An 11,430-nucleotide genomic window follows, 5' to 3' on the forward strand; every position below is an offset into this window, starting at 1 on the left:
GGACCGGATGGCGGTCCGGCCGTTTCGGCCGTTGCGGGAACAGGACGGGAGGGACGGAGCGGTGTGGGGGTGGGGGCCGCCGGGCTGGGCCGGGCGGGCCGTCGCTCACGCCGCGAACAGGTCGAACGTGGAGCCGTGGCGCGGTCCCGCCAGCATGTCCAGCTGCGGGTCCACGGCCAGCATGGCCTGGTGCATGCGCTGGAGCTGCGGGGAGGGTTCCACGCCCAGTTCGTCGATGAGCCGGATGCGCAGCCTGCGGTAGACCTCCAGTGCCGTGGCCTGCCGGCCCGAGCGGTACATCGCCACCATGACCTGGGAGTGCAGTCCCTCGTGGTGGGGGTGGCGGGCGGTCAGCTCGGTCAGTTCGGCGATCAGCTGCGCGTGGCGGCCCAGGCGCAGGTCGGCGTCGATGCGCCGCTCGACGGTGACCAGTCTGCTCTCCTGGAGCCTCATCACCTCGATCTCCAGGACGGGGCCGAGTCGCACGTCGACCAGCGGCGGGCCGGTCCACAGGTCCAGGGCCGCGCAGAAGCGTGCCGCGGACACCTCGTCGTCGCCTTCCATGAACGCCGTCTGTCCCTGGCGGACCAGTTCCTCGTAGGCGTGGACGTCGACACAGCTCTTGTCGATCTGGAGCAGGTAGCCGCCGTGCCGGGTGGCGAGAATGTCCTTGGCGCCGGACGGTGCGCCCGGGCCCATGGCCGTGCCCAGCCGTCTGCGCAGCTGGAGTATGTACGTCTGCAGGGTCGTCAGTGCGCTGGCCGGAGGCTCGGTTCCCCAGAGTTCCTCCATGAGCGTGGGAACAGGCATGACCCGTCCCGGGTAGAGCGCCAGCAGCGACAGGATCTGTCGCGGCTTGCCCGCCGTCGGAACGATGGATCCCCCGTTGACCTCGGCACTCAACGGACCCAGAACCTGAATCTCCATGGTGGCCTCCCCACCTCGTCGAGTTCCTCGTCCAGTTCCTTATGTGGCCGGAAATCTCCGCCGCTAGGCACGCTAGCGGGGGCCGTGACCCCCGAGCGTTTTCCTGTAGCGGTCCTCCAGCGGTGCTCCACACGAGGTGGTGCGCGCCGCGCCCGCGGTCCGCGGGACACCCGCCCGCCGCCCCGAGTTGAACTCCGCATTCCGCTCCGGCCTTGGGGACGGCGGGCGCTCCCGCCCCGCAAACACCCCTGTTTTTCCGCCCGCCGGCACGGATGTGGATACGGCCGGCGCGCACCGGGACCGGGACCGCGTACGGGCCGGTCCTCGGCCGCGTACGGGTGTGTGTCGGGGCGGTGGGCCGGGGGTGGGGTCAGTCCAGGGTGATGTCCTCGCCTACCGATCGTTCGCGGGCGGCGGCGAGGACCAGGGCCGCGGCCGCGGCGTCCTGCACCGCCACGCCGACCGACTTGTAGAGGGTGATCTGGTCGGGTGCGGTGCGTCCCGGTTTGCTGCCGTTGACGAGTTCGCCGAGCTCGGCGTGCACGTGCCCGGCGGTGATGAGCCCGTCGCGGATGGGTGCGAGCAGGTCGTTGCTGCCCCCGAAGTCCGGGGAGAGCACGGCCTGGCGGGATTCGACGCACACCAGTGCCCCCGCGATGGTGGCGTCGTCGATCTCGCGTCCGGCCGGGTTGAATCCCACGGACGTGATGTGCACCCCGGGGGTCAGCCAGGGGCGGCGGATGACGGGTTCGACGGCGTGGGTCGTCGCGGCGGCGATGTCCGCGCCGTCGAGGGCCTCGGCGTAGCCGGACACGGCCAGGACGTCGGCCTCCAGCACGGTGGAGAGTTCCTCGGCCAGTGCGGCGGCCTTCGCCGGGTCGCGGCCGGCCACGCGGATCTGCCGGATCGGGCGGACCCGGCAGATCGCGCGGGCGTGGGAGCGGGCCTGCACGCCGGTGCCCAGCACGGCCAGCACCCGCGCGTCCGGGCGGGCCAGCAGCCGGGCCGAGAGCGCGGAGCCGGCGCCGGTGCGCGCCGCGGTGATGGCCGTGCCGTCCAGCAGGGCGGCGGGCTCGCCGGTGTCCGGGTCGAACACCACGATCAGCGCCTGGTGGGTGGGCAGGGGTGTCCCGTCGTTGTGCGGGAAGAGGGAGACCAGTTTGGTCATGAGCACCCGGGCCGAGGGCAGGAAGCCCGGCATGGCGGCCAGGAACCCGTCGCGGTCGGCGACCCGGGCGGCGACCCGGTCGGGCATCGAGGCGCGGCCCGCGCTGAGGTCCGCCATCGCCGAGGCCAGGGCATCGATCAGCGCGTCGGTGGAGAGCAGGGACTCGACCTGTGAACGGCCCAGGACCAGCATGCGCTTCACCCTCCCGGCACCGGCGGTGCGGCCGGCGGCCGCACCGCCCCCCAGCGTCGGCGCCGCGCCCCGGACGGCCGGCCCCGACACGCGGTGCCCGCCGTGCGCGTTCATCCGTACGCGCCCGCGCCCGCCGACGGACACACCGGCACACGGCCGCCCCGCCCCGCCCCGCCTCGTCCCGTCCCGTCCCGGGCAGGCGGTCCCGTCCCGCGGTCGACCGGACAGGACGGGGTGGGGTGGGTCGGGGCGGGGTGGGTCAGAGCGGGGCGAAGGCCGTCGCGGGGGCGGTGTGGTGCGGGGTGTTGACGGGTTCGGGCAGGACGATGGTGTGCGGGGCGGCCCGGTCCCAGGGGAATCCCTGGTGCAGTTCCAGGCGGGGGGCGGGGCCCTCGTCAGCGGGCAGGGCCACCGCGGCCAGCACGCCGGGCACCGGTTCCAGTTCCAGCAGCCTCCAGCGTCCGCCGAGGTCGTCGGCGGGCGGCTGGAAGGCGAGCACGCCCCGGTCGTCGTCCAGGGTGAAGGCGAACTCGTCGAAGGGCAGGCCCAGTCCCAGCCCGCGGGCCTTGGAGTAGGCCTCCTTCAGGGTCCACAGCCGCAGCACCCGGCGGTCCCGCTGCCGTCCGGGGGGTGCCTGGGCGGCCCAGTGCTGTTCCTGGGGGGTGAAGGTGGTCAGGATGGTCTCCAGGGCGCCCGCCTCCCGGTCCAGGCACTCGACGTCGACGCCGACACGCTGTCTGCGGACGATCCCCAGCAGGCTGTAGCCGCCCGCGTGGGAGAGGTTGAAGTCGAGGTGGCCGCCGCCGCGGGGCAGGCCGCCGGGCAGCGGCTGGAGGAAGGGCCGTCCGCGCGAGGAGCGCCAGATGACCAGTTCGGCCTCGCCGAGGCCGGCCTCCAGCGCCAGCGCGCGGCGGACCAGGGTGTGGGCGACGAGGTACTGGCGGCGGTCGCGTTCGAAGAGGAACCGGGCGGCGGTCGCGTTCTCGCGGTCGTCGAGCCAGTGCTCGGCCAGGAGCCCTGCGACGGTGGGCGGGAGGGCATCGTTGGGGCACAGCCACAGCGTCACCGGGGGCACCGGATCGTGGTCGGGGCCGGGCCCGGCGCCGGGCGGCCCCGGTGCGGTGAGGGTCATCGTGTCGTTCCAGTCCGTCTCGGTTGCCGTCCCTGCTGCGGACGGGGCGAGGTGGCGGCGCGGGGGCCGCCGGGGCCGAAGCGGGCGAGGAGCCGGCCGGGGCCGCTGTCGGCGGCCTGCCCGGAACCGGCTGCTGCGCCCAGGGGGCGGCCGTTCAGGCCGGACGGTCCGCCAGGAGCGCGGCGGCCTCGTCGACGCCGATCCGGTCACCGCGCACCGCGTCGAGGAGCGCGAGCACCTCCTGCCGGGACAACGCGGACCGCTCCCCCGCCCCGGACGCGACGGCGGACGCGATGGCGGGGAGGGCGGCGGACGTGGTGGCGGGGAGGGCGGCGGACGTGGTGGCGGGGAGGGCGGGCGGGGTGGCGGCGGGCGCGGCCGGCGGGCCGGCCAGGGTGCCGGCGAGGGCATCGGCCGGAACGGCGGGCGGCGGGCCCGCGGGCGTGATGGGCGCGGTGGCGAAGGCTCCGGCGGGCGCGGTGACGAGGGCGTCGGCCGGAGCGGCGGCGAGGGGGCCTGCCGATATGCCGGCGGAGGTGTCGGGGGTGGCCGGGGCCGGGGTGGTGCGGGTGCGGGAGGCGATGTAGGCGGCCATCGCGGCGAGGCCGGGATGCTCGTGGACGGTGACGGGGCGTTCGCTCAGGCCGTAGGCGCGGTTGACGCCGGCGGCGAAGTCGGCCGCGAGGATGGAGTCGATGCCCAGTTCCGCGAAGGCGGCGCCGCCGTCGATCTCCCACGGGTCGCAGTGCAGGATCCGGGCCAGCTGGTGGCGCAGCTCCTCCAGGACGGCGGCCGCGGCGCCGGGGTCCCGGTCCGCGGGGACCTGGCCGGTGCCGCCGCGCAGGTCCGCCAGGTGACGGGCCAGCAGGGCGGGGGTGGCGTACTCGTAGAGGTCCGCGCCGGCGATGGAGACGCCGAAGCCGCGGCCGATGGCCGAGACGAACTCGACGGTGAGCAGGGAGTCCAGACCGAGGACGGAGAAGGGCTGGTCGGGGTCGACCCGGTCGGGGTCGGCGTGCACGACACCGGCCAGCACGGCGGTGAGCTCGGCGAGGATGTCTCCGTGGCCGTCGGAAGATGCCGTCGGCTCGCTGGTCATCAGGTCGTCCCTTCGTGGTGGCCCCGGCCTTCGGACCGGGATCGGGGGGTGCCTCCCGCTTACCGGGGGGAAAGACGGGCCTCTGCGCGGCGGGGCGGAACCGTACGCACCCGCCGCCGCGCCCAAAACCGGACCAGGCCGGGCCCGTCCGGGCCCGGTGTGGTTTGTTTACCGGCCGGCGGTCTGGACCGCGGCGGCGCCCGGCTGGTGGGCGGCCCGGGCGGCGCGGGGCGGGGCCGGCGCGGTCTCGGGGGCGGCCATCAGGATCGCGTGCTGGAGCCGGCGCAGCCGCGGGGAGGGCTCCAGGCCCAGGTCGCGGCCCAGGGTGGTGCGCAGGTGCGTGTAGGCGTTGAGGGCCTCGCCGCGCCGCCCCGAACGGTGCAGCGCGATCATGAACTGGGCGTGCAGGTTCTCGTGACTGCGGTAACGGCTGGTCAGGACCGTGAGCTCGGCGAGGACCTCGCGGTGCCGGCCGAGCTGCAGGTCCGCCTCGATGCGCTGGTCCAGCGCGCACAGCCGGCTCTCGTCCAGGCGCCTGGCCTCCATGGCCAGCTGGGCCCCGGTCTGCACGTCCGCGAAGGCGGATCCCGACCACAGGTCCAGCGCGGCACCCAGGTTGCGGGAGGCGCCCTGGAAGTCACCGGCGTCCATGGCCCGGTAGCCCAGCCCCGCCAGCCGGCCGAACTCACGGACGTCACTGGTACCGCCCCCCGCGGCGAGCAGATACCCGCCCGGCAGGGTCACCAGGACATCCTTGGCCGTACGACGCCCCGAACCAGAACCAGAACCCGGGCCGGGGCCGGTTCCGGGGGCGGGGTCGGTTCCGGGGGCGGGGTCGGTGCCGCGGGCCAGTGCCGCCCCGATGAGTTCGCGCAGCTGCAGCACGTAGGTCTGCAAGGTGGTGCGGGCGCTGCGCGGCGGCCGGCCCGACCACAGTTCCTCGATGAGCGAGGCGACCGGCACCACCCGGTCCGCGTGCACCGCCAGCAGTGCCAGCACCTGGCGGGGCTTGGGCGCGGTCGGAGCGACGGACACCCCGTTCTCCCGCACGTCCAGTGCACCTAATACGTCGATGTCCACGCCGTCTCCCCTGTCCACGTGCGCCGCTGACACTCCCTCATTAAAAAACAGCGCAGGCGGTATGTCAATACGAGACCGATCGTCCTGTTTTTAACGACTCTCCAGCAGCGCTGCAGCAGACCTCGAAGACGCCCGTTCACCTGCCGACTCTCCGGCCGTCACGGCGGTGTTCACCCCGCGTACCGCTGCCCGGGGACCGATATGCGCCCGTACGACCGCACGTCCGGGCCCGGAAGACCGGACCGGCCTCCCTGCCGGACCTTCCGTCAAACAGACCGGCAGGTCTCCTCGTTGTGGCGGTACGGGGTCTTCGCGGAGGTCTTCACAGGTGCCTTCGAGGGGCCTGCCGCTCCCGGGCCTGCTCTTCCGGGGGTGTCCTGACGGGCCCGGCGCTCCCGGCGCTCCCCCGGCCTCTCTCAGCGCCGGCCGTGGGCACCGGGGCGGCCGTCGCCGCGCAGCCACCAGCGCGAACGGGCGGCCTCGGCCGGTCTCGCCCGTGCCTCGGCGGGGGCGGGCCGGCCGCGCAGGGCCAGCAGCACGACGGTCAGCGCGGCCAGTTCCTCCTCGGTCGCGCTGCCGCGCTCGACACGCAGAGCCGGCTGTCCGGGATCCGTCTCCCCCATGGCGCCTCCTCTTCCAGCGCCACCCTGGGCCGACGCACTCAAGAAACGCTCTCGGCCCGGTGGGGCCACAGCGGGCAGGCGGCGGGCAGGGCGGACGGACGGGCCCGACGGCGCGGCGGACCGGCGGGAGAGGAGGGGCGGGAGGCGGGCCGCCCGCGGGGCCGGTGGTGACGGCCCGGCGGGCGGGGGCGAGCGGCAGGTGGCGGGTGGGGGCGAGCGGCGGGTGGCGGGTGGTCAGGTGGTGCGTGTGCGTACCGCCTGCAGGGCCTGGGACAGTGCCCGCGCGCTCTCGGCGGCGCCGCCGATGCCGGTCATGATCACGGCCGGGGTCCGTCCCGTCCGCCGTGCGGCGTGGCGGGCGATCTCGTGGGCGGCCCGGGCGGCCGGGCCGATGCCGCACACGCTCAGGCGGTGTGCGCCGCCGAGCAGTCGGTCCAGGGCGGCGGACGGTACCGGGGCGCCGGTGACGGTGAGCGAGACGATGCGTTCGGGTCCCTCGTGGGTGCGCAGGAACGTGTCGTACGCGCCGGGGGTGACGCCGGGGACGGTGACCAGGCACACGAGGTCCGCGCCGGCCTCCCCGGCCCGCAGCACCGCCGGCGCCGGTGCCGGTGGGGCGGGGCCGGTGTCCGGCGGGGTCATGACGGGCACCGGGGCGGTGTCCAGCAGGGCCAGGGCGGCCGCGACGGTGAACCGTTCGTCCGGGTGGTCGGGCAGGCTCCGCAGCAGCTGCACGCACTGCGCGAGGACGGCCGCGGCGTCGGCGTCGGCGAACCGGGACCAGTCGTGGAGGGCGCCCAGCACCAGGGTGCCCTCCCCGTCGTGGTGCGCGGTCAGGGTGAGGGGCACGGTGGTGGCGCCCCCGGCGCTGTGCGGGGTGCCCGCCCCGATGCCCTGCGCGGCGAGCCGGGTCCGCAGGTTCCCGGGCAGTTCGGGGTGGGTGTCGAAGCGGACGGTCGTCGCGGTCAGCGGGGCCCGGGGGGCGCGTCCGCTCCACTCGCGGACCCGGTCGCCGCTCACCCAGGGGTAGGCGGTCAGGTCCAGGGCCGCGTCGCGCACCTGCACCAGCAGGTCCGCCAGCGGCGCGGCCGGGTCCACGGTGACCGTCATCGGCAGCGGGCCGCCCAGCAGTCCGGGGATGTCGGCGGCGGACCGCAGCGCCAGGTCCCGTCCCGACAGGTGCACGCCGAAGGCCACCGGCAGCGGCCCGCGGACCCCGGCCGCCCGGTACAGCAGCAGGGCCCACACCACGTGCAGGGCGCTGCTCTCCCCCGCGCCCCGGGCGCCGGCCCACGAGCGCAGCCGTGCGGCCTGCGGCGGCCTGAGCCGGCGCTGGATCCGGCCGGTGCCCTCGGCGTGCCGGGGCGGCGGGGCGGGGCGTGCGGGGCTGAGGGCGGCGCCGGCCGGCGGTGCGGCCGCCGCCCAGAACCGCCGTGCCGCGCCCGGGTCCTGACGGGCCAGCCAGTGGGCGTGGTCGCGGATGTCGGGGCGCCGGTCCGCGCCGGGCAGCACGCCGCCGGCGAGGTAGGAACGGTAGAACTGGCGCACCAGCAGCCGGGCCCCGCGCTCGTCGAGCAGGGCCCGGTGGTAGGTCACCAGCAGGCGGGTGGGCGGCTTCGCGGTGCCGCCCGGATCCGGCGGTCCCTCGATCAGGGACACCCGCAGCAGGCCCGGCCGGTACAGCTCGAAGCCGCGCTCGCGGTCACGGCGCAGCAGGTCGCTCCAGCCGGCGCCCACCGGAGCGTGGCGGACGACCTCGACGGCCGCGTCCTCGTGCAGCACCAGGCGGGGGGTGCCGGACCAGTCGAAGGACGCCCGCAGCACCGCCTCCCGCTCGGCGACGGACCGCCAGGAGGCGATGAACCGGGTGAGGTCCAGCGGGCCCGTCCAGTCCCAGTGGAGCTGCTCCACGAGACCGCCGGGGCCGCCCCGGCCGGCGACCGCGGCCGCGAGCAGCGCCCGCTGGTGCCCGCTCACCGCGACCGCGCCCGCGGCGGGCGGCGCCAGCAGATCGGCCAGCAGATCATCGCTGAACGGCACACCGGCCCCCGCCGGCCCCAGAAACCCCGGAGACCCCGGAGAGCCAAAAGAGCCCGGAGAGTCCGGAGGGGTCAGCGGGGGTGTCAGGGGGGTCAGCCGCAGCAGGTACCGGCCCGGCCGCCCGGGCGCGGGCACACCAGCGGGGACGCCGGGGACGCCGGGCGCGCCGGGGACACCGGGGGCGTCGGACACGCCGGGCGTGCCGGACGCGCCGGGGGCACCGGGGATGCCGGACACGCCGGGGAGATCGGGGCCGCCGGGGGCATCGGGGATGCCGAGCACCCCAGGGGCATCGGGGATGCGGGGGGTGCCGGGCGCCTCAGGCACGCTGAGCCCGGGGGCGCCGGGCATGACGGGCGTGCCGGGGGCGCCGGGGGCGCCGGGGATGCCTGGCGTGCCGGGGACACCGGGGATGTCCGGCGCGCCGGGGGCGTCGGAGGTGTCGGGTATGCCGGGGGCGTCGGTGGTGTGTGGGGTGTGGGGGGCGTCGTCGAGTTCGACGTCGTAGGCCCGGTGGTGTCGCGCGACGCGGGCGGCGACCGCCTCGGCGTCCGCGCGGGCCAGCCCGCACAGTTCGAGGGCCAGCGGCGACCCGTCCTGGGTGCCCGGCGGTTCGTGCACGACGGCGAGAACGGTGCCGTCGTACCAGTGATGACTCCTCATCCACCCCTCCGGGGTGATCGGCCGGTTCCGCCGCGGCGGTCCGTCCGGTCACCCCGACCTCCTTTTCGAATCGTTTCTGCACGGCCGGCCGCAGGCCCGCGGCCGCCGCCCGGCCCGCCCGCTCACCGCGGCCGGGGGCCGCGGTGTCCCGGGAAGCCGAGGACCCGCCCGCCGTGCGGCGGCCGCGCCGGGGACGGTCCCCGGGGCGCCTCCCCGGGGAAGGGGCCGCGCGGTCCGTCCGGCTGCGGTGGCGCGGCCGTGCACGCACGTGCCTCGCCCGGGTGGTACGCCTCGCTCACCAGGTAGCGTTCATCGACGAGATGGGTGGCAAAGGCCCACTCCCCCGCCGTGTCCCCCGCCAGCCGGGGAGTTCCGGTCGCGTTCCACTCGAACCCGATGGCCGGGAACCGGCGCCGCATCCCGTGCCCGAGCGCCTTGGCGTAGGCCTCCTTGAGGGTCCACAGGCGCAGGAACGCCCCGGCGCGTTCCTCCTCGGGCAGGGCCGCCAGGAGCCGGGCCTCCCCGGCGGTGCACACGTGGTCGCGCAGTGCCTCCCAGGAGACCGGGCGCGCGGCGGGTTCGGCGTCCACGCCGATCGGCCCCGTGCGGCTGACGCCGACCGCGATGAGCTCGTCGGTGTGCGTGAGGCTCACCTGGAGGTCCGCGCCCAGGCCGCGCAGCACGGGGCGCCCGCCCGGCAGGTAGGCGAGGTCGAGGCGTTCGGCGGGAACCTGCAGGGCCGCGGCGGCGGTGTGCTTGAGTACGGTCCGGGACACGGCGAGGATCAGCCGTCCGGCCGGGGCCGGATGCTGCCGGTAGCGGGGCCAGTCCCGGCCCAGCAGGGTGCGCAGGGCGGGGTCGAGCAGGGCCGGGGTCAGCCACTGCCCCCAGGTGGTGTGCACCACCGCCCGGCCGCTGTCCTCGACCCGCTCCTGCACCTCCTCCCACGGCCCGTCGGGGCCGGGCACATGACACGGCGCCGACAACGACGACACCGCCGGCACCCGGTCGTCCACCGGTACGCGGCCGCCGTGGGGCGGCGTACGGCCGTACTCCGGTGCGCGGTCGCCGTACGAAGGTGCGCGGCCGTCAGGCGCCGGGGGGCGGCCGTCAGTTGCTGGTGCGTGGTCGTCGTAGGGGGGTGTGCGGTCGTCGTGCGGTGCCGGACGGTCGTGGGGTGGTGTGCGGTCGTGGGGTGTGCCGCTGTCGCTCATCACGCCGGCCTCGTCGCGTGCAGGTCGCAGTCCACGCCGTCCGCCGCGCGCCGGGCCAGTTCCTGCCACAGGCCCGGCAGCGGGTCCGCCGTCGCGGCGGGCAGCGGCAGTCCGAGCCGTACGGTGATCCGTGCGAGCACCGCCCGCGTCCAGCCGGTGTCGCCGAGGAAGGGCAGCCGTGCCGAGGCGGCCGCCTCCTGGACGGCCGTCGTCCCGGCGGCCAGCACCAGCAGGGCCCGGCGGTCCGCCAGGGCGCGGGCCGCCGGGTCGGCGGGGTCGTGCACGGCGACGGCCGCGCAGGCGGTGCGCAGCGCCCGCCGCTCGGCGGCAAGCCGGCGGCCGAGCCGGACGAGCGCGTCACTGCCGGCGTCGTCGGCACCGGGCGCGGCGGCACCCCGTAGGACATCGCCGCCGCTACCGGTACCGGCATCGGTACTGGTACCAGTGCCGGTGCCGCCTGTGCTGGTGCTGGTGTCGGGGGCGGCGGCTGTGGCGAGGGCGGTGCCGGTGTCGTGGAACAGTGCCGCAAGTCCTGTGCCGGGGTCCGGCTCCACGGCGGCGGCCGTGCCGAGGCCTCGCACGATGCGGGCCTGGGCGGCGGCGGTGGCCGCCGGGTCGGCCCCCGCGAACGCCCGGTCCCGTACCAGGCGGGCCAGGGTGCGCCGTTCGACGGTACGGGGGCCGAACCCGCATTCGTTCAGCACGAGTTCGAGGTCGCCGAGCAGTTCGAGGGCGAGCTGGGGCACGAGGTAGCCGGTGACGGCGGCGAGCAGTTCCGCGTCCCGGCCGGACCGTCGCGGGGGCGGGGGGCAGCCGCGCAGGGCCGTGGCCGTCAGGCTCTCGCAGGCCAGCAGGTCGGCGAAGACGGTGGCCAGGACCGGGCGCCACTGCCGGGCCGCGGCCTGGTGACGGCTCAGGCCCTCCACGATGCGGACCGCGGCGAGCAGGACGGTGCCGGCCCCGGCGAGCAGCGCCGCCGGGCCCAGCAGCACGGCCGCCGGGTGCGGCACCTCGGCGGTGAGCAGCGGGCGGATGCTCCAGGCGTGGGCGAGGGCGAGATCGCGGCAAAACAGCGGGCGCAGGGCGCGGGCGAGCTGCCCGGCGTCCGGCAGGTCACCGATGCCGGGCAGGAACGCGGGCGGGACGGGCAGGACGCCGGGCCCCGCGGCCCCCAGGGCGGCACGGCCGTAGAGGTTACGGGGATCACGGGGATCACCGAGCAGCACCTCAAGACGCGCCGCATACTCCACCGCACCGGCCGCGGCAGGGACGGAGACCGCGTACGACACCGC

At 76.4% G+C, this 11,430-nt stretch carries 9 protein-coding genes; all 9 read right to left on the bottom strand.

Going from position 1 to position 11,430, the window contains the following annotated elements; genetic code table 11:
* Nucleotides 1–105 precede the first annotated feature (105 nt).
* A complete protein-coding gene (locus ACFWI4_RS30825; RefSeq protein ID WP_385392153.1) occupies nt 106–927 on the bottom strand; it encodes a BTAD domain-containing putative transcriptional regulator in 822 nt (273 codons plus the stop codon).
* 370 nt (nt 928–1,297) lie between these two features.
* A complete protein-coding gene (locus tag ACFWI4_RS30830) occupies nt 1,298–2,287 on the bottom strand; it encodes an ornithine cyclodeaminase family protein (protein ID WP_387202883.1) in 990 nt (329 codons plus the stop codon).
* Nucleotides 2,288–2,546: 259 nt separating this feature from the next.
* Entirely contained in the window at nt 2,547–3,419 is an 873-nt protein-coding gene (locus ACFWI4_RS30835; RefSeq protein ID WP_387202886.1) for a 4'-phosphopantetheinyl transferase family protein, read from the bottom strand.
* A 154-nt stretch (nt 3,420–3,573) separates the two neighbouring features.
* Nucleotides 3,574–4,518, bottom strand: coding sequence for a phosphopantetheine-binding protein (locus ACFWI4_RS30840; RefSeq protein ID WP_387202888.1), 945 nt, complete (start codon nt 4,516–4,518; stop codon nt 3,574–3,576).
* Nucleotides 4,519–4,686: 168 nt separating this feature from the next.
* Entirely contained in the window at nt 4,687–5,598 is a 912-nt protein-coding gene (locus ACFWI4_RS30845; RefSeq protein WP_387203011.1) for a BTAD domain-containing putative transcriptional regulator, read from the bottom strand.
* Nucleotides 5,599–6,014: 416 nt separating this feature from the next.
* On the bottom strand, nt 6,015–6,221 hold the full coding sequence (locus tag ACFWI4_RS30850) for an acyl-CoA carboxylase subunit epsilon (RefSeq protein ID WP_385392144.1): 207 nt from the start codon (nt 6,219–6,221) through the stop codon (nt 6,015–6,017).
* A 234-nt stretch (nt 6,222–6,455) separates the two neighbouring features.
* Complete coding sequence (locus ACFWI4_RS30855; RefSeq protein WP_387202892.1) at nt 6,456–8,924, bottom strand: condensation domain-containing protein; 2,469 nt, start codon at nt 8,922–8,924, stop codon at nt 6,456–6,458.
* 122 nt (nt 8,925–9,046) lie between these two features.
* Nucleotides 9,047–10,138, bottom strand: coding sequence for a 4'-phosphopantetheinyl transferase family protein (locus ACFWI4_RS30860; RefSeq protein WP_387202895.1), 1,092 nt, complete (start codon nt 10,136–10,138; stop codon nt 9,047–9,049).
* Nucleotides 10,138–11,430, bottom strand: a 1,293-nt coding sequence (locus tag ACFWI4_RS30865; RefSeq protein ID WP_387202898.1) for a hypothetical protein, incomplete at its 5' end; no start/stop codon positions are given. The genes ACFWI4_RS30860 and ACFWI4_RS30865, both read right to left, overlap by 1 nt.

Source organism: Streptomyces sp. NPDC127038, assembly GCF_042725875.1.
Classification (GTDB): domain Bacteria; phylum Actinomycetota; class Actinomycetes; order Streptomycetales; family Streptomycetaceae; genus Streptomyces.

What these genes read in the sequence shown, in the direction of transcription:
- ACFWI4_RS30825 (WP_385392153.1), bottom strand. Translation starts at nt 927, where the DNA reads ATGGAGATTCAGGTTCTGGGTCCGTTGAGTGCCGAGGTCAACGGGGGA.
- ACFWI4_RS30850 (WP_385392144.1), bottom strand. Translation starts at nt 6,221, where the DNA reads ATGGGGGAGACGGATCCCGGACAGCCGGCTCTGCGTGTCGAGCGCGGC.
- ACFWI4_RS30830 (WP_387202883.1), bottom strand. Translation starts at nt 2,287, where the DNA reads ATGCTGGTCCTGGGCCGTTCACAGGTCGAGTCCCTGCTCTCCACCGAC.
- ACFWI4_RS30840 (WP_387202888.1), bottom strand. Translation starts at nt 4,518, where the DNA reads ATGACCAGCGAGCCGACGGCATCTTCCGACGGCCACGGAGACATCCTC.
- ACFWI4_RS30855 (WP_387202892.1), bottom strand. Translation starts at nt 8,924, where the DNA reads ATGAGGAGTCATCACTGGTACGACGGCACCGTTCTCGCCGTCGTGCAC.
- ACFWI4_RS30860 (WP_387202895.1), bottom strand. Translation starts at nt 10,138, where the DNA reads ATGAGCGACAGCGGCACACCCCACGACCGCACACCACCCCACGACCGT.
- ACFWI4_RS30835 (WP_387202886.1), bottom strand. Translation starts at nt 3,419, where the DNA reads ATGACCCTCACCGCACCGGGGCCGCCCGGCGCCGGGCCCGGCCCCGAC.